This window comes from Streptomyces sp. LUP30 (genome assembly GCF_001746365.1).
GTDB lineage: Bacteria > Actinomycetota > Actinomycetes > Streptomycetales > Streptomycetaceae > Streptomyces.
In genome coordinates this window covers 87,401-104,700 of the sequence record NZ_MJAJ01000028.1, presented here as the reverse complement: position 1 = coordinate 104,700, position 17,300 = coordinate 87,401, and the positions used below count along the sequence as shown (strand labels likewise).

14 protein-coding genes are annotated in these 17,300 nt (G+C 71.3%); 7 read left to right on the top strand and 7 right to left on the bottom strand.

Annotated elements, in window-relative coordinates; translation table 11 throughout:
- Positions 1–366: 366 nt before the first annotated feature.
- The 5 genes from BG482_RS44090 (at position 367) to BG482_RS23110 (ending at position 4,110) form a co-directional block, all read left to right on the top strand.
- Positions 367–636, top strand: coding sequence for a hypothetical protein (locus BG482_RS44090; RefSeq protein WP_069771008.1), 270 nt, complete (start codon positions 367–369; stop codon positions 634–636).
- A 23-nt stretch (positions 637–659) separates the two neighbouring features.
- Positions 660–1,658 carry a helix-turn-helix transcriptional regulator gene (locus BG482_RS23125; RefSeq protein ID WP_176741444.1) on the top strand — a complete coding sequence of 333 codons (999 nt, stop codon included), beginning with the start codon at positions 660–662 and terminating at the stop codon, positions 1,656–1,658.
- A 228-nt stretch (positions 1,659–1,886) separates the two neighbouring features.
- Positions 1,887–2,201 carry a hypothetical protein gene (locus BG482_RS44085; protein ID WP_069771006.1) on the top strand — a complete coding sequence of 105 codons (315 nt, stop codon included), beginning with the start codon at positions 1,887–1,889 and terminating at the stop codon, positions 2,199–2,201.
- Positions 2,198–2,809, top strand: a complete 612-nt coding sequence (locus BG482_RS23115) for an RNA polymerase sigma factor (RefSeq protein WP_069771005.1) — start codon at positions 2,198–2,200, stop codon at positions 2,807–2,809. The genes BG482_RS44085 and BG482_RS23115 overlap by 4 nt, the downstream gene beginning before the upstream one ends.
- Positions 2,806–4,110: a hypothetical protein gene (locus BG482_RS23110; RefSeq protein WP_069771004.1), complete on the top strand. Its 1,305-nt coding sequence runs from the start codon at positions 2,806–2,808 to the stop codon at positions 4,108–4,110. The genes BG482_RS23115 and BG482_RS23110 overlap by 4 nt, the downstream gene beginning before the upstream one ends.
- Positions 4,111–4,337: 227 nt before the next feature.
- On the opposite strand, the gene BG482_RS23105 is transcribed toward BG482_RS23110, so the two are convergent.
- The 5 genes from BG482_RS23105 to BG482_RS23085 all read right to left on the bottom strand — a co-directional run bounded on the left by BG482_RS23105 (position 4,338) and on the right by BG482_RS23085 (position 12,114).
- Positions 4,338–5,081 (bottom strand): TIGR02391 family protein, encoded by a 744-nt coding sequence (locus tag BG482_RS23105; protein WP_069771003.1) that lies wholly within the window; start codon positions 5,079–5,081, stop codon positions 4,338–4,340.
- A gap of 1,049 nt (positions 5,082–6,130) precedes the next feature.
- On the bottom strand, positions 6,131–6,409 hold the full coding sequence (locus tag BG482_RS45370) for a hypothetical protein (protein ID WP_069771002.1): 279 nt from the start codon (positions 6,407–6,409) through the stop codon (positions 6,131–6,133).
- A complete protein-coding gene (locus BG482_RS44080; protein WP_256096457.1) occupies positions 6,409–9,822 on the bottom strand; it encodes a hypothetical protein in 3,414 nt (1,137 codons plus the stop codon). Before BG482_RS44080 ends, BG482_RS45370 begins: the two co-directional genes overlap by 1 nt.
- 182 nt (positions 9,823–10,004) lie before the next feature.
- Positions 10,005–10,301 (bottom strand): hypothetical protein, encoded by a 297-nt coding sequence (locus BG482_RS23090; RefSeq protein WP_069771000.1) that lies wholly within the window; start codon positions 10,299–10,301, stop codon positions 10,005–10,007.
- 124 nt (positions 10,302–10,425) lie between these two features.
- A complete protein-coding gene (locus BG482_RS23085; protein WP_141746656.1) occupies positions 10,426–12,114 on the bottom strand; it encodes a hypothetical protein in 1,689 nt (562 codons plus the stop codon).
- 562 nt (positions 12,115–12,676) lie between these two features.
- Between BG482_RS23085 and BG482_RS23080 the strand changes: the two genes are divergently transcribed.
- Complete coding sequence (locus BG482_RS23080; protein ID WP_069770998.1) at positions 12,677–12,985, top strand: hypothetical protein; 309 nt, start codon at positions 12,677–12,679, stop codon at positions 12,983–12,985.
- Positions 12,972–13,625: a hypothetical protein gene (locus BG482_RS23075; RefSeq protein ID WP_069770997.1), complete on the top strand. Its 654-nt coding sequence runs from the start codon at positions 12,972–12,974 to the stop codon at positions 13,623–13,625. Before BG482_RS23080 ends, BG482_RS23075 begins: the two co-directional genes overlap by 14 nt.
- A 208-nt stretch (positions 13,626–13,833) precedes the next feature.
- On the opposite strand, the gene BG482_RS23070 is transcribed toward BG482_RS23075, so the two are convergent.
- Both BG482_RS23070 and BG482_RS23065 read right to left on the bottom strand, forming a co-directional pair.
- Positions 13,834–16,272 carry a DEAD/DEAH box helicase gene (locus BG482_RS23070; protein ID WP_069770996.1) on the bottom strand — a complete coding sequence of 813 codons (2,439 nt, stop codon included), beginning with the start codon at positions 16,270–16,272 and terminating at the stop codon, positions 13,834–13,836.
- A 17-nt stretch (positions 16,273–16,289) separates the two neighbouring features.
- Positions 16,290–17,246, bottom strand: a complete 957-nt coding sequence (locus BG482_RS23065; protein WP_069770995.1) for an ankyrin repeat domain-containing protein — start codon at positions 17,244–17,246, stop codon at positions 16,290–16,292.
- Positions 17,247–17,300 lie beyond the last annotated feature (54 nt).

The window sequence follows — 17,300 nt, the reverse complement described above, 5'->3', positions numbered from 1 at the left end:
GGCCCGACGCTCGGGGTTAGTTGATGGCCAGCCTTCCCTCTTTGACTACACCCTGGCAAGGCAACCTTGAACACCCGTGAGCCGGGGCACCGCTATCTGACTCCGTGGGACGGCCAACAGGCGTGGTCAGTGGTGTACGGCTGCTCGGGGTGGAGCGTTCTTGGTCTGTCAGCGGTTCCTGGAACACCGGTGAGCCGAGGGCCCGCACGGGGGGTGCGGGCCGTGGCATGCTGCTCGTCACCGGGCACGGCAGCTGTCAACTTCCGTGCGCTCAACGGTTTTTGCGGCCAGTAGCACGTCACCGTGCGGGATGTCGGCGTCTTCACGGCCCGGCGGCCCGCACGTATGCCAGGGAGGTACTTCGTCATGTCCAGCATCCGTGAGGGCGCAGCGGCACCCGTCCCCTACCGCGCGCGCCCCGGCCGGGCGCCGGTCGGGGCCGCGCAAGCTTTCGGTGTCAGTGTCTTCCCGCTGCTCGGCGCGGGGCTCGCCCTCGCCGGTATGCCGGTGCGCGACGTGCTCGTCCTCCTCGCCGGGTGCGGGGCGATCGGTGCCGCCGTGTACGCAGTCGGAGGGGGTGGCCGCCGCCTGCTGGAGGCCTTCGCGGCCGCCGTGAACGCCGCCGCCCGCCGGTGACGGGGGTAGGTGAGATGCGTCCGGTGAAGACCGTGCCCGCCAGCCCGCACCACGCTGGGCTGGCGCAGTACCTCGAGGGGCTCCGGCAGCGGGCCGGGTTCACGTTCGCCGAACTCGCCGAGCGCACCGCGGTACTCGGCAATCCGGATTGGGCTGTCTCGGCCGCGACGCTCAAGCGCGCGGCCGGCTGCCGCTCCCTGCCGAAGCAGAACACCGTCGTGGCCTACGTACGCGGCTGCGGCGCCACGCCGCAGGAGGAGCGCAAGGCGCTGCTTCTGTGGGCGCGGGCCCGGGCCAAGGGCCGTGGCATCCTGCACCAGCTCCGGGCGCCCGCGGTGCACAACATCCGCACCCGTCGGGAGTTCACCGCCGCGCTCGCGGCCGTCTACGAGGCCATCGGGGCCCCGCCGCTGCGCACAGTCCAGCAGCGCGCCGGAACGGTCCCGCAGCCCGCGGGAACTGCCTGTGAGAGTCAGGTGTTCCTGCTTCCCCTCGGGACCCTCTGGGGCATCGCCAACCGGAAGATCAAACTGCCCGCCTGGAAGCACTGCGAAGCGTTCCTGCGGGGCTGTGGAGTCGCCGGCGAACGCACGCTGGGGCATTGGAAGCAGGCGTGGAAGCACGCCCGTACGGATCGGGCCGCGACTGCCGGGGAGAGTCTGCAGCCGCGTGACCCGGGACGGCGGGCGCGCGAGGCCGGCCGCGACACGAGGAAGTACGGCGATTTCGTCCGTGTCCTGCAGGCAGCCTCCGGCCCGCCCGACGCAGATGGCGTCTGGCCGACCTTGACGGTCAGATCTCTTAAGCCTGTCTCCCAGCGCACCGATGTCCTCGCTGACTTCCACAAGCAGTTGTTCGGCTCCGCGCGGCGCAACGGTCTCGTCCCCGACACCGAGATCGACGGGATCTTCATATCCGGTGACGGCTCTGTACAGCTCGTGCAGGCAAAGTTCCAGGCCGTACCGCCTTCTCGGTCCGAGGCCCGGAGGCTTCGGCGCCCCAAGCGACGCGGGCGCGGCTGAATACCGCCTGTCGCCTTGCGGACAACGGCTGGTGTCCCGACGCGGGCGGACCCCGGCCCCTCATGGAGGCGTGAACGGCTGCGCGAGCAGACCGCAGCCGTGGACGGACGGGCGGGTCTGCGGGGCCGGCACCGGGCCGCATAGAAGATCTTGGATTTTCCGGTACCCGTCGTGGGCCGCTCGTTCGATGAACACGGTGGAAGGTCACGGGAGTCGAGGAACGGGGCGGTGCAGAAGGTGCAGGAGATGCTGGTGCCCGAGGAGGTGATGAAACTCCTGGTCACGATGGTCGTCATCGGGGCGCGCGAGTGGAGGCGGGTGCAGCTGGCCCGCGAGAAGCGGCGCGAGCGCGAGCAGGAGCTGCTGGCCGAGATGGTGGCCGAGGTCGCCCAGGGCGAGCAAGGGGTCCAGGTGCACCGCGGCGGGGCGGGGGTGTGGTCGCTGACGGGCACCGGGTCCGCCGGTGCGCCGCGCCGGGAAGTGTCCGCCGGGCGCGGTGCGCGGGTGGGCGGGCGGCCGGTCGCGGCAAGGCGGCGCCGGTGACCGTGCAGGACCACTCAGGAGCGGGGCTCGGCCGGGAGGCGGCCGGGCCCTGCGGGGAGATCACCGGCATCCCGGAGATCGACGAGGCGGCGCTCGCCGCCTTCTACGAGGCGCACGTGGACAAAGTGCTGGGGTTCCTGGCCGGCAAGGCCGGCCGGGACGACGGCTTGGAGATCCTCGGCCAGGTCTTCGAGGAGTTCTTCGCCTGGTGGCCGCGGAACCCCGAGCATCCCAAGCCGGTGGCGACGCTGTATCAGATCGCTCGCTGCCGCCTGACCGATCATCTCCGCCGCAGCGGGCGGGTCCTGACCGTAGAGGCCAACGACCTCGCCGACCTCGCGGACGTCGTCCAGCACGTCGATCTCGGTACAGACGTCGCCCATCGCGTCGACCTCGGAGCGGCGCTGGCCAGGCTGGACGAGCGCGAGCAGCAGGCTCTGATGCTGCGGTACGGGGCCGATCTGCCGGTGAAGGAATGCGCCGAGGTCCTGGGGGTCGGCATCGACAACATGAAGAAGATCTTGAAGACGGCGTTGCGCAAGCTGCGGCAGTCGCTGCGGATGGACGGTTATGAGACCGCCGGGACGGCGAAGGAGGGGCACCGGTGAACTTCGGACAGGACCACGACGGTGAGCGGCACGAGCCACTCTCCCTGAGCCCGGCCGAGAAGGCGGACGGCTTCGCCGCCGTGATGCGGCGGCTGAAGGGCCGTACCGCGCACGAGCAGGACCGGCTGCGGGCGCAGGCGGATGCCGCGGTGCTGGGCCACGAGGCGTATGCGCTGGGCCACGACTACCGCAGGCGCGGCAACTACGTCGCCGCCAAGCGGTGGCTGCGCGTGGCCGCCGACCACAGCGTGCCCGGCGCCGAGGAGGCCCTCGAGGAGATCGACACGGTCACCCCGGCCGCCCCGACCACGTCCGCCGATCCGGCCGGCATCGTTCCCGGCGCGGCCATCCCGCCCCCCTCCCTGACCCACGAGGACTTCGGGATGTGGGCCACGGTCCTGGAATCCCTGGACGTGGCCGCTTGTGCCCGGGCGCAGGCGCGGCAGATCACCGAGCAGGCCCGGCGCACGGCCGAGGATCTGCTCGCCGAAGCACGGCGGACGATCCGACGTGAACGGGCGGACTCCGTGCAGGGCCTTGAGAAGATGCGCCGTACGGTCGCGAGGCTGCTCTGCCAGGCAGAGCAGCTACAACTCGATGCCCGGGAGATCCAGGAGGAGGCTCGTAGGCAAGCCGAGGCCCTCTTGGAGGAGGCACGCGGTCAGGCGCAGCAGATCGTCGACGAAGCTCGAGCCCAGGCCGTTCGGGCCAGGGCCGTGACGCGGCAGTACAACGCCGGCACACACAGCGAGGCGCTCGCCACGACGGCCCTCCGCCGGGATGCGGCACACACAGCGGACCGGCATCTGTACGCCAACTTGCAGGTGGCCTGCCGGGTTGCGGAGGTCTACTGCGAGGGCCCGCGCGAGAGCTGGGTGCCCCTTTGGCGGCGTCGGCCGCTTCCGCACGCCCAGACACATGACCTGCCTACGGAGGTGACGGACGGCGTTGTGCGGGCGATCTACGTCGGGGAGACCACAGAGGCGTGGTTCCAGGACGCCCTGCGTGCTCCCTCCAGCGGCAGTTCTGGTTCCCTCACGCCTCCAGTCATCGGGCATGGCCGGATGGTTCCGGCCCCGGATGAGGGCGCGCGGTGGGTGTCGTGGGTGTATGTCACGTCGCTCAATCGGTTCTGTGACGTTCAGCAGGTCACGGCAGCGGACGACCCTTCATCTGCTGCTGAGCTGGTGGAACGGGCATTGACGCTCCGTTGCATGCAGGCCTTCGACTGGGCCCGTAGGGAAAGCATTGCGCAGGACGCCCGGAAGGCGGAGGAGGCGGGTCATGCGGCAGGCCGCTGAGTCCTTACGTCCGCTGCCCGCCTGGCGGAACAGATCGTCCGGAGGAGCAGCGGAATCCTCGGCCGCAGGACGTGAAGCTGGAGGATACCGGTGTCGGCCGGCTCCTTTGGGACGCCTCCAGAGGCGGGCAGGAGGCGGGCTTCCTGCAGGCCGTCGCACCCCTGCTTGTAGGGTGACACTTCGACCGGGCCGGGCGCCCAGGCCCCGCCCCGGCACCGTGTATGGGTCTATGTCGTTGGCGCCGTCCGGCGGCGCTTGGCGCGCTCGACCTGGCGCAGCAGCAGGTCGGCGAACTGGATGATCTCTGCCGCCTCGATCGGGTCGTCGAAGTCGACGGTGCGGTGGCTGGCAGGGTTCTTGTAGGCGCCCATGGCGCCGGCGAACAGGTTGGCGGTGGCCGCCTGTTCGCCGCCCTCGGCTTCCGCGTCGGCGAGCGTGCCGCCGGTCTTGCCGTTCTCGTGGGGCCGGAACGCTTCGCGCATCAGCTTCACTCCGACCAGGGAGTTGTCGAGTCCGGAGGCGTCGCGGACGGCGACCTCGACCGCCTTCATCGCGGCGAAGGACGCCGTCTCGTAGTCACCCCGGTCGAAGTTGGTGCGCACCGTGCCTTCCAGGTCGCGGTGGAGCGGGCCGGAGAGCCGTTCGCGGGCCTCGAACCTCGTGATGCCCTGAGGGTCCTTCGCCAGGTCCACACCGTCGCAGGAGATCCGGCGGAACGCCTCGGACTGGCTGGGCTCGCGAGTCAGCAGCGCCTGCGCCTCCAGCCAGCACCAGGCATCGGACAGGCGGTTCACGAGCGCGTCCGTATCCGGCTCTGCCTGGAACGCCTGCCCAGCCGAGCTCATGGTGCCCACGTACTGCAGGTATCCGGTGCTGCCGGCGAGATGCCGCAGAAGCAGGAGGGCGACGTCCCGCGTGGGCAACTGACGGATCTGCTCTGCCGGAACTGGCGGTATGTACTGGAAGTTCATAGGTCGACGCTACGGCTCAGCACTGACATTTCGCGGCCTTACGGGCGAAGGTGGAGCGGGCGGTACGAAGTCGGCAGCAGGTCGTCGGATGGCAGGGAGCCGCACGGGTGGCAGGCTCGTCGCCCGTGCCGGGCCCCGGGGGTGGCCAGGCCAGGGAAGGAAGGCGGAAACCGAGGACGACCTCGGCGCTGCGCTGACCTCGACCGTACTGGATGCCGCGCAGTAGCTCCTCGAGGACGGCAGGCGCCTCGTCGACGGCCTGGACATCGACGCCCCCGCCGAGCCTGCCCGCATGCTGTCTAGGCCGTTCCTGGGCGTCACCCGGGAGTACCTCTACACCGAGGCCAACCGCCACCTTCCGGCTGCGACCGGCCGGACGCAGCCTCTTCGGTCGCCTCTCCACGAGGTGACGTGACGCGGCCAGAGCTACGGATTCGCGTCACGTCACCTCACGGCGCATCCTCCCCCGAACCTCGTCGTCGCGCCGTGATGTTCGCGGCGATGACGGTGCAACCGCCGGTGATGGCCGCCCCGATGATGGCGTATTTGTCTCCCCCTTGCTCAGTGGCACCGAGTTGCGCCGGGAGAGACCATCGCACCCCTCTGGCTGGCATACAAAGCGCGTCTACGCAGCTCAGAGGACTTTGGGGACAAGATTGTGTGCGGCGAGTGCCCGATAATCTGCGTAGGATTTCGCAGCGTTTCCGTACAGGAATCCGCGCCGAAAACGTGCAGCTCTAGCTCGCTGCGATACAACTCTCGGGGAAGGCGTACCCCCTATCACCGCACCGGCGCCCGCCCCTATGAGGTTTCCGCCCTGACTCCTGGCAGGTTCCGAGAGCTCTCTCCTGTCAGAAAGTGCAATAGACGGGGCCTGCCCCATGCCGTACGCGGGGTGCGCTCTGGGCGGTAGGCGCCGAGTAGCCCGCAACGCTAGCCCGGCCGTGCCTACGGTTCGCGCGCATGGTTCCGACAACCAGGGCGCCTGTGAGGCCGTCCAGGTGCTGAACGGCTGCAGCCGTATAGGCCGGGTGCGAGGGCCGGGTGACTCACCCGCGGGTGGCGGCATCAATGTCGCCTGCGTTGACCAGCGCCCTACTCAGCTTCTGTACCTCGGAGGGGCGCTCGTCCTGTGGGAGGGCCGTTGCGGCGTCCAGCAGGGCGCGGGCGTGACGTCGTACGGCTGCGTTCTGCCCGCTCCCGGCGGGATGGGTGACCAGGTGTGCGGTCAGGACGAGCGCGTCCGCGCTGTCCGGGTGGCGGGCGGCGCGTTCGGCGACGAGGTCGGCGTCCGTCAGGGTGGGGGTGTGCTCGGCGCTGGCCCGCATCAGGGACAGCCACAGGTCCTCATCGAGGCCGGCGTCCGCGAGGGCGCCCGCGCCGGCGAGGGCCCCGGGCGGCAGCCGGCCGCGAGCGCGGCGCGCCAGTGGTCGGCCGCTGCGGCGAGTCGGCCGGAGGCGTCGGGCGGGATGGGATCGTCGGTGCGCGGGGTGCGGGAGGCGATCGCGGCCAGCAGCAGAACGGTTGCTTCCACTCCCCCGGCGCCGGTGGCCAACTCGGCCCAGAAGGTGGCGAGATCGCCGAGGAGGGCCGGGGCTGCCAGGAGCGCGGCCGCCGTGTGGGAGGCGGCGCCGGGGCGGGCGTCGCGCAGCGCGGCAAGAAGCTCGGAGCGCTTCAGGGCGGCGAGGATCTCTCGGTCGGTCGCGCCCCAGCGCAGCCAGGAGGCGGCTGGCGAGTGCCTGCCGGGCGCGAGAGCGTACAGCGCGGTGCGGTGTGCGGCGGTGAAGGCGGGGGCGTACCGGTGCAGGGCGGGCAGGTGCACTCCGATTGCGGTGGCCACCGCGTCCTGGTCCCCGCACGCGGCGAGCGCGCCGGACACCGCCTGAAGGACGTCGGCGAGCATCTCTCCTTGCGTGCGGGCCTGGTGGACGGCGTACTCGAGCATGCTTCCCAGCGCCCGCACGGACGGGTCCGAGCCCAGCAGCGGCGCGTCCGCTCTTCTGTCGGCCGGGCCGGAGACGTCGCCGGGGGTGTCCGGGGCCTGGGCGGCGGCGGGGCGGGTCAGCGGAGCGGCCAGCACGTGCAGACGGGCCAAGATCGTCCTTTCCTGATCGCCGGGAAGGGCGGTGTCGGTGCGCCACACGGTGGTGATCAGGTCGAACAGTGCCTGGTCGGCGAAGGACCCTGCGGCGGACCGGTCCTCGGCGGCCGCAGCACTGCTGGCGGGGGCTGTCTCGTCGAGGCGGCGGCGCACGTCGAGAACCGCGGTGGCAGCGGCCGCAAGGGCGCCGTCGGAGAGAACGCCGGGCCGGTCGGCGAGGATGGCGGCCGCGGCAAGGTAGAACGCGCCGAGTTCCGGCAGCTGCAGGGCGGCCAAGACGGCAGGCACGTCGGCCGTCCAGGCGGCCGGGTCGGCGGCGACGAGGCGGTGAAGGACCACCGCGTAGCCGTCGGCGCCGACGTCCTTGGCGGCGGCCAGAGCGGTCGCTGCCGCCGCCGGTCCGCGGGCGGCTGCCACCTCGGCCAGGTCCTCGGCGTCCAGCACCGTGGTCGCCTTGACCGGTTCCCGTATGGGCACGGTGCGCGGGCCGGACGGGCCAGCGGGCTCCAGGCGGCGTACTGCGTCGAATACCGGCTCCCAGCCGGCCAGCAGTCGCGCGGGCAGAACGGGCGACCAGTCCCACACTCGCAACCACGAGGCGAGCGGCTCGGCCCTCCCGTCGGCCTGCTCGGCGTCGTCGGGCAGGACCTCGGCCACCAGGGCAGCCGGCGGCGGGGTGCCGAGCGCAGTGCGGACGTCCGCTTCCAGCTGCGCGGCGCGCTCGGGCGGGCAGGTGCCGAGCACGAGGTCGACGAGGCGGGCCGTCTCCGGCGCGGGCTCGTCGGCCACCAGGCGCGCGGCGAGCAACACGGCCTGCTCCCACCACTCCTGCCTGTCCAGCCCATCGGCGGGCACCGCGCAGTCGGCTGGCGGGCGGCCGGCCAGGTGCGTGGCGAGCAGCCGGTCGTGCAGCCGGCCGTCGACCGCGGCCACCCGGGTCAGCCGGCGGGTGCGCTCGGCCAGGTGTACGCCGGCGTCCGCATCCGCTGCGGCGAGGTCGCGTACGGTGCGCGCGAGCCGCGGCCCGCCGTACGCAGCCGAGTCCCGGGCGTTCACCTGGTCGAAGTCGGCGCCGTAGACAAGCGGGCGGGCGGCGGGCACCAGCTCGGTGTCCCGGGCGAGCAGGCTGGCCAGCGCGGCCCGGATCATGCGGATGTTCGGATGCGCGGCGGCGCCGCGGCCTGCCGGGTAGGCGGTGCAGGCGAGTTCGCGCAGCAGCACCGCGACCTCGTGACCAGGCAGCCGCGCGGACGCCTCCTCGGCGATCAGCTCCCGCATTTCCTCCTCATGCACCAGCGCAGCCGCGACCAGCGCTTCGGCTGCGGCGGCGTCCCCGCCGTCGGCCAGGGCGTCGGCGGCCTGGGCCTCGGCGGCGGCCATGCGCTCGGCGACCGCCCGCAGCGACTGGTGGCCGGCGTGCTCGTCCTCGACCGCGTCGGCCAGCAGTGCCTCGGCCACGAGAATCCACTCGCGTTTCCGCTCGGTGCGCGGGATGACGCGCACCCATCTCGCGGCCAGGCGCAGCGTCGTACCTACAGCCGCGCCGCCGCTGTCCCGTACGCCGGGGTCGGCGAGGACGGCGCGTATCTGGCTGGGGTCGACGACGTCCCGGTGGCGCATGGCCAGACCAAGCAGCGCATCCAGGGCCGGCCGTCCGGCTGCGGCGATCTGTTGCACGCGTGCGGCCGCGGGGTCATCGTCGGTCGGTGCGGCCAGCCACGCTCGGACGGTATTCGGGTCTTGCTGGGCGACGTGGTCGATGAACGGGGCGGCCGGCCACCGTCCGCCCACCGCTCCGTCCGGCATCAGCAGGTGCGGTGCGTGCGCCTGCAGAACCTCCAGCCAGGCCGTCGCCGGGCCGCGGCGGAAGAAGTAGTCGGTGGCGCGCGGATCCGCCCAGCGGGCGAGCTCGGCAGCCTCGGCGGCGCCCGGCTGCTGCAGGGCGGCGAATTCGAGGACGCGGGCCGCCCTATCCGCGAGCGGAACCAGCAACTCGCGCGCCGCGCCGAGGATTTCGGTGTACAGCTGGACCGCCTCGCCAGGACCGGCGGTGCCGCCGTGCAGGATGCCCGACGCCACTCCGTAGACGGCTCCCCACACGTCCAGGGCGGTCTCCTGCGCCGCGCCGAGCGTGGCACCGGTCAGCCGCTCAACGATGCCGCGGGCCCGCGCCCGGTGGAAGCCACCTGGGCGTTGCAGTTCGCTGCGTAGCACCTCGGTCGCCGTCGACACCCGCTCCCATCCGGCGCGCGCCGCAGTCGGCGGGCCCTGTGAGGCCCCGAGGTTGGCGTCGGGGGTGTCGGCCAAGGCGGCCGGCTTGCCGGGCGAGGAGTCCTCGGCGACGGCTGACGACGGGAAGGCGTCCACGGCGGCCAGCAGGCCCTGCGCTGCGGGCTTCAGGCCCGCCGTGGTCGGGGAGCCAGGCAGGCTCAGCAGCGCGTCCGCCGCAGAGCGCACACAAGCCGCGGCCACCTCCGCCGGCCGTACGAACCTCTCCCCGGCCAGCACCTGGTGCGCATCCCGCAGCAGCCCCAACGCCCGTACGCCCGCTTCGCCCTGTGCTTCAAGAGCGGCGGCCAGGGCATCGTCGACCTCCGGCAACCCGCTAGCGCCGACCGGCACCCCCACCCCGTCGCTCACCGCAGCACCGTAACCCTCCGGCCAGCACCGACGGACCGGGTATCGCCAATACGCGGTGGCCGCCTGTCCGACCTGTCGGTCCTCCCCGCGCGCTGGCCGCCAGCAGCGTCCCGCCAGCCGTGCAGCGGCGTGCGGAACAGCAGGACTGGGGCCGGCCTGCTCGGCGTCCGACGGGTGGACGGTCACTCGCCATGGTGGTCAGGGGCATCGAGGCCCGGGACGGGGGCCTGCCGTGTGGTCTGAGGGGCCGGGGGGCGGGTGCCGCGCCGCTGCTGATGGTTCCAGCGGGCACGCCACCAGGCCAGCCGGTGGGCGGATTCCTGGGGGAAGACCGACTGGATGGCGGTGACGAGCAGGGCGAGGGCGAAGCAGGTGAAGGCCAGGGCGGTCAGCCACCACGGAGCGCCGATCAGGGCCAGGACGATGCCGCTGATGCCGGTGGCAGCGGACGAGATCAGCGGTCGGTTCGGGTTGTGCATCGAAGGTTTCCCCCTCGGGCGGGCGTACGAGTGCGGTACGCGGGATGTCGGGAATCCGGGCGCTTTCTGCTCGGCCTGCATCCAGTTCTACGGCGGGGGCTCTTCGGTGTTGTATCGGTGGGTGTCACATACGGCGTCGGGCGCTGCGGGCTCGGGGGGCGTAGCGGTCGAAGGCGTAGGTCCATGCCTGTTGCATGGATTGCTGTGTGATCAGGGAGCTGCGTGCGTGGGCGACGGTGGCCAGCCACTGCACCAGGTCGGTGGAGGTTCCGGCGAGGAACTCGTCGGCCACCGACAGTCCGGGCCATCGCCAGGTCGCCTTGTGTACCCGGAACCGCGCCCCGATCGACGAGTCGAGGCGGGCGGCCGCGTGCGTGAACTGGCGGACGTTGCCACGCGCTTGTCGTAGGTACTGCAGATCCTCCTCGTCGCAATCGCCATCGGTGAGGAGGGCGATGACTTCGTCCATGCTGTCCAGGGTCGCCGTGCGTGCCTCGGCCATGGCGCGCCAGCGTTCCTCGTCGCTGATGAGGCCGAAGTCGTAGGCGGGGCCCACGGGGACGTCCAGGGCGAGGCGGAGGTCGGGGTCGTCTTCGGTGTCGAACTGGTGGTTCCAGTCGACGAGCAGGGCCTCGATGTAGCTCAGGAGCTGCTCGGGCTTCAGGCCGGTCGCGGGGGCGAGGAGTGCTTCCGCGCCAGGCACGGGTTCGAAGCCCGGCCCATTGGGCTGGTGCTGGAGTGGCCACACGGCCTGCTTGTTGCGGTAGGGGAAGGCCAGGGCGCGGCCCTCGTCCGTCCATGTCGCGTACGGCTGCGGCAGCCGGCCGGGGTGTGTGGGATCGGGGACGAGCGCGTGCCAGCCCGGCGGGCGGGCCAGCACCCAGCCGGGCGGACGGACCACGTACTGGTCCGCGTCCGTCTGGATGCGGGCGGTGAGCCAGTCCCCGAGTTTGTCCAGGCTGACCTGGCGCTCGGCCCGCCATACCGCTCCCCCGCCGCGCCCGCTCCAGTCGTAGCTCGTCGTTCCCTGCTGCAGGTGATCCTGACGGTCCTCGTCGGCGTAGAGGGTGTCCAGGTACAGATCGTCCCAGTCCTCGCCCTCCTCCTGCAGCAGCCGCTCGTTGGCCTCGGCCTGCGGACCAGTGAGCAGTTCGCGGGCGATATTGGCCGCGACCTGAAAGCGGGCCGGGGAGTGCCAGGCCACGTCCTTCTCGAGGGCGTTCACAACCGCCAGCAGGTGCCGCGTGTCTGGGTCCAGCGCGGTTTCGGGTGTCCCGGCTGTCGTTTCACGCACCGCAACAGCGGCCTCCAGCAGTGCGCGCTCCGGACCGGTACAGAGCCCGGCGGTCGCCAGCCTCCACAGGTTACGGGCAGCGCGGTGGTGCAGGAGGGGAAGCAGCCCATTCAGGAACTCGTCCGTGAACGGTTCGTCGACGCAGATGGCGGTCATCACGGCGTCGGTCAGTGCCCGGCTCTGGTAGTCACGGAAGGCGCGCTGGTACTGCCCTGGCAGTACCAGCGAGACCCCGCGGGCCCTCTCCAGCAGGTCGGGGCTGGCCCGCAGTCGTAGGGGCCGGTCCTGGCGGGGATCCTTTCGCCAGCGCGGCGGCGGCGGATAGCGCAGCACGGTGGAGACGTGGGTCAGCCTGTCGTCGGGGTTCGTCTGCTCCTGCCGCTCGACGTGCTCGGCCAGGAGCCGGCGCACGATCGCATCCCGCGAGGTGCCGTGTCTGGCCATGACCGCGGTCAGCGCATCAAAGGCGCACGACGGGAGCCGAACGTTGGTCTCCGTGGTCTTCGGATAGACAGCCACAGCGTGATTATCGGCCGGGAACGGCCCAGGGGAGACGCATCCGACCTGTTCATTCCTTTCTGCTGGCTCGAGTTGAGCGCAGGAGGAGCGGTCGGTGGCCGACTCCCTGCCGTGGCGCGTCCCCACACACGTAAGGCCCGCACTGAAAGCGCGGGCCTGACATGACGTGTGATCTGGGTCACACAGATCGGGTTCACGGCCCGACCCAAAGCCCTCCAAGCACCGGACGGCTCATGAACCCGAGGATGCGGCCTAGGCCATTCCGAAGTCAAAACTCTCGGACACTTTCGGACGGACAGTCGACATGAGCGAGCTGGAAGTCATAAGCCCTGGACAGGCCCGGACGGCCCTAGCTGAGCGTTCTCTCGAAAATCCTGCTCGAATGGCGGGGCGGAACCAAGCATTTCGCCAATTCGGGTGCGTCTGAGGGAATTTGGCCCGTCCGCCCCCAGCAGGCATGCTCGTTCTGCGCGCAAGCGCCGACGGGTTCACGGCCCCTCGTTGCTCCACCCGAACACCTCCAAGCACTCCAAGTACCGGCACCTAAGAAAATGGGGCTCAGATGTACATCCACTTCGAGCTGCGGTCTGGCCTGCGCTTCTGCGGGCCCGGCTGCGTCATCCTCCCCGGCGTCCCCCGCAGCTTCGGTCTCTCCGGCGACGGCGCCCGCGCCGACGGCCTCAGCTTCGTCCGCGGCATCGGCCTGTTCCGGGCGCTGCTAGCGCTGCTCGCGGCCCTCACCCTCGTGTGGGGGACTCTGCACGGCCACGCCATCGAAAGTATCGCCGCAGTGCTCGCGGCCGTGCTCGTCGATGCCATCGGCGGGTTCCTGCGCGGCTGCAAGGAGGTCCGACACCGTGGTCAAGCTTGACGCCAGGGACGTCGTGCGGCGGACCCTGATCAACGCTTATCGCAAATCCGGCTTCGGTAGGGCGGAGCTGGCCAAACAGCTGAACGTCACCCCCACGGTCCTGGGGAGCTACCTCACGGCGGAGGCGATTCCCGACCCGGCGACCTTCCTGGCGCTCCGGGCCCTGCTGGGGATCGCGCCTGATTCTCCGATCGACTTCTGGTACATCGTGCTCTTCACCGAGCAGGGGCCGCGGAGGCGGACGAGCGACATCAAGGCGAAGCACGTCATCGACGCCGCCCTGCCTGACCCGTTGACGGCGACGTCCGCTATGGACCTGCTACGGAAGCTGCGCGAGGTGCACAGCTGGGCCATGCGGCCGTCCTACCGGGAGTTGGAGGAGAAGACCGGAGGTGAGCTCAAGAAGTCCACGATCGGAGACATGCTCCGTCCCGACAGGGCGACGCTTCCTCGTTTCGATAGGTACGCGCACTTCCTGGAGGCGTGCGGGGTAAGGGACCTCACCTGCTGGATCGCCGCCTGGCGGAGGTTCGCCCCGCCGGCGCGGCTCCAGGTGCAGATGATCGAACAGGCCGCCTACGTGAAGTTGGCTGAGAAGCTGGCCCCTGGGGCGAGCGAGCCGTATCTCCGCGCTTCGTAGACGGTGTTCGGCGGGGCCCACGGTGAGGCCGTGGGCCCCGTCTGTCCACGGCGCACCTACGCCGATCGTGTGGATCGGGGGGTCAAGCCCCGCTTCCGACATGCCTCATCGCCTTCATGGTCCGCGAGCTGGCCTGCCGCGCGGGCCAGCAGCGGCATCCGCGCAGTCCAAACACCCAGTCCCACCCCGCATACGAGCCGGCGGGCGTCTACACCAGAACGGCTGGCACGGCGTCCTCGGCGGTCCAGTCCCCCTCGAACAGGGCGGCGACCAGGCGTACGTGACGGTCGGGGAGCTGACGGGCGCGGTGCTTGGTGCGGGCCTTGGCGAGCCAGGCGCCGAGCTTGACGGTGTCCCCGTCGACGCGAACCGTCTCACGGGCGGCAGGGATACGGCCCTCGCGGTGCAGGAAGAGCTCCAGCAGCTGGACGGTCTCCTCGAACGTTCGGCGGGTACGACGGGCGGGAGCCAGCGGGTTGGCCTCCGGGGTGAGGCCGAGCGCGGTCATCAGCTGCTGCTGGCCGTCGGCGAGCGCCGACCAGGTGGTGAGCTGGCGACCCAGCCAGGAGCCGATCTTCACGCCGGCGAGCTGGGTGTCGCGGGTGAGGGTGGCGGGGTCGGCGCCGGTGGCAAGGTGGGCGCGCAGGAGGTGGTATTTGCGGTGCCAGTCCGCTCCGTGCGGCAGGCGCCAGTCGGGGGCAAGGGCGGTGAGGGCGTCTGCGCGTGCCGTGGCCAGTTCGCTCTTGGCGGCGAGGTGGCGTTGGTCGGCGAGCCAGGCGCCGACGGGGGTGGTGGCGGGGGCGGCGAGGTGACCGTGGGCGCGGTGGTAGTCGGCGGCCGCGGCCAGGCGGGCGCGCCAGGCGGCGTCGTGCTTGTCCCAGATCATGCCGAGCGCGTCGAGCTCGGCGATCCAGTCAGCGTCGGCTTCGAGGCGGCCAGCTGTCCGGGCGTCGCGCATGGTGGTGATGAAGGTGCCGAGCCGGTAGCCGGTGGGGGCGGTGTAGGCGGGGGGAACGTCGAGGTGGCCGTACTCGTCGCGGTAGGAGCGGGCAGCGGCGAGGCCGAGGCGGCGGGAGCGGGAGACGGACGCCTCGCGCGGGTCGAAGGAGACCAGGTCCATCGCCTGGGCGATGCGTTCGGGGTGGACGGTGAAGTCGAAGTGCCAGCGGCGTTCGATGACGTCGCTGGTCTCGCGCGGGAGCCGGTTGGCCTTGTCGGGGAGGCGTTCGAGGATGCGGTGGTCGTGGCTGGCCAGCGCGCAGGCGATCGCCCAGACGGGTTCGTAGGCAGTGGCGAGGATGTTGTCAGCTTCGGCGCCGGGCGGGATGTAGACGGGGACGATCAGTGAGGCGGTCTTGCCGGACACGTCCAGGCGCAGGGCGCGGCCGAGGGCCTGGACGCAGCGGATGACGCTGCGGGTGGGGTCGGCGAAGACGATCGCGTCGACGCTGGGGATGTCGACGCCTTCGGAGATCAGGCGGGAGTTGGCGAGGATCGCGCAGTCGGCGGCGGCGAAGGCCGCGAAGGTGCTGGCGCGCTGGGCGGGGGTGTGCTCGCCGTGGGCGAAGAACAGCTTCGGGGTGATGTCGGGAACGAGGCCGGGGCTGGTTTTGGTCAGCAGGCGCAGGGTGTGCGGGAGTTCGCGGGCGAAGAGGCGGGCGTCGGAGACGAGGTTGAAGTAGACGAGGACTTTCTTCAGCCTGTGTTCGGTCATGGCGCGCAGGACGGCGAGGTGCAGGGCGGTGGTGCGCAGCGTGCCGTCCGCCTCCTCGCCGCTGTCGCCGCCGGAAGTGGTGCCGGAGGCGGGCAGGTTGAGGCGGTGGCGCAGGTCGGTGTCGGTGAGGGTGGGGACCACGATGCGGTAGTCCGCGGCCCGGCCGTCCTCGATGGCCTGGGCGAGGGGGTACTCGAAGACCTTCTTGCCGTAGACGGCTTCGTTGTCCATGGAGTTGGCGAGCGCCTCCGCGTCCGCGCCGGCCGGGGGACGGCGGCGCGGGCGGGTGGTGTCGGCGGACTCGGCCAGTTCCGGGGCGGCGAAGATGCGGGGGGTGGCGGTCATGTAGAGGCGGCGCTCGGCGCGGATGCGCTTGGCGTCGTTGACGGCGGCCCACTTCTTGTCGGTGCGGCCGGCGATCCGGTGTGCCTCGTCCATGACCGCGAGGTCGAACGGCGGCACCGCGTAGGCCGTGTTCTGCGTTTCCTCGATCTTGTTCAGGGAGTCGTAGGTGCAGATCACCGTCAGTGCCGGGATCTGGTCCTCGCCCTCCCCCACCACCGACATCAGCCCGCCCAGCGCGTGCGGGTCAGTGGTCGACATGACGCGGGCCGCGACCAGATCGTCGCGCCCCGCGGCATCGAGGGAGGAGACGATCACCATGTGCTCGCCGTGGCCGTCCCGGCGCCACGCCAGGGCCGTCTGGGCCGCCAGGTCAAGGGTGGGGACCACGAACAGCACCAGCCGCGCGCCGAGTTCGTCCGCTGTGCGGATCGACACCAGCGTCTTGCCGGTCCCCGTCGCCGACACGAACAGACCCCGCGTTCCCACGCGCCGCAGATGCCGTGCCAGCCCCTTGACCGCCTCCGCCTGGTCGGGAAAGAGCCGCGCGCGCTCGGGGCGGGCGGGCCTCGGCAGTTCCACCACAGTCATGACAGCTCTCCTCTGGGTCAGTGACTCCAGTAGTCGCGGCGGGGCAGTTCGACCCACACATCGGGCGGCCCGGTCACGGCGCGCCTGCCGGCCGGGCGCAGTCCTGTGAAGGCGCAGGCGTAGGCGACGGCGTTGTGCTGGTAGAGGTAGGAGGCCAGTACCTCCGCGGGGGTGTCGTTCTCGTCCGGTTCTCCGCCGGGGTGCAGGTCTGAGCCCTCGATCGTTCCATGACGTGCGATGCTGCCCTGGTTGCCGCTCTTGGGATTGGCGTAGAAGCCGTAGCAGAGGGTGCCGGCGGACAACCGGGCCAGGACGCCCGGCATCTGCGGTGCGTATCCCCAAGGCTGGGTGACCACGCAGCCGCCCGGCACGGACGTCACGCCGATGATCTGCAAGCTCTCGTCCATGTCGTACCCGTAGGGATCCTCCAGCAGCTCATCGATGAGTTCGTCGTCCACTGGCGTCGCCAGCAGACGGCGCACCGCCTCGGCCGCGTCGATGCCCGCCACGCAGGCCAGGCCCGTGCCGTCGTAGTCGAACTCGCCCAGTGCTGTGGTGAGCCGATGGGCCTCCTGCGCTGCCGCACGCTCGGTGTCGGTCAGGGTCGCCCCTTCCCGCACCGGGAACAGCTCGGGCGTCGGTCCGGCCAGGCTCAGCCGCCCCGGTGACCAGCCGCCGAGCGACAGCCGCCAGGGATCGGCCCCGGCAGCGGCGAGCGCTCGTGCGTTCTCCGGCCTCCGGGACATGACGGCTTCCCACAGGGCCGTCACCCCGTTCTCCAGCGCATCCACATCCGCAACCCGACGGGCCAGCTCCGCGACGGCCTCCGGAGAGCCGAACACCGCTGCCCGATGCAGGGGCCTACCCCCGCTCCACCTGTCCGGATCGGCTCCTGCGGCGAGGCGTCGACGGATGTCGTCGGCATCCGTCCAGTCCCAGCCCATACCGGCCCAGCCGTCACCCTCTGCCGCCACCGCTCCCCCTCTGCTTCGCGCGCTCGTCACCCGGGGATCGACGGCACGAGCGCA

Bases quoted from the DNA above. Each gene is read 5' to 3' on its own strand.
- BG482_RS23070 (WP_069770996.1), bottom strand. From the start codon at position 16,272: ATGACTGTGGTGGAACTGCCGAGGCCCGCCCGCCCCGAGCGCGCGCGG.
- BG482_RS45370 (WP_069771002.1), bottom strand. From the start codon at position 6,409: ATGCGGGCCAGCGCCGAGCACACCCCCACCCTGACGGACGCCGACCTC.
- BG482_RS23105 (WP_069771003.1), bottom strand. From the start codon at position 5,081: ATGAACTTCCAGTACATACCGCCAGTTCCGGCAGAGCAGATCCGTCAG.
- BG482_RS44090 (WP_069771008.1), top strand. From the start codon at position 367: ATGTCCAGCATCCGTGAGGGCGCAGCGGCACCCGTCCCCTACCGCGCG.
- BG482_RS23080 (WP_069770998.1), top strand. From the start codon at position 12,677: ATGTACATCCACTTCGAGCTGCGGTCTGGCCTGCGCTTCTGCGGGCCC.
- BG482_RS23090 (WP_069771000.1), bottom strand. From the start codon at position 10,301: ATGCACAACCCGAACCGACCGCTGATCTCGTCCGCTGCCACCGGCATC.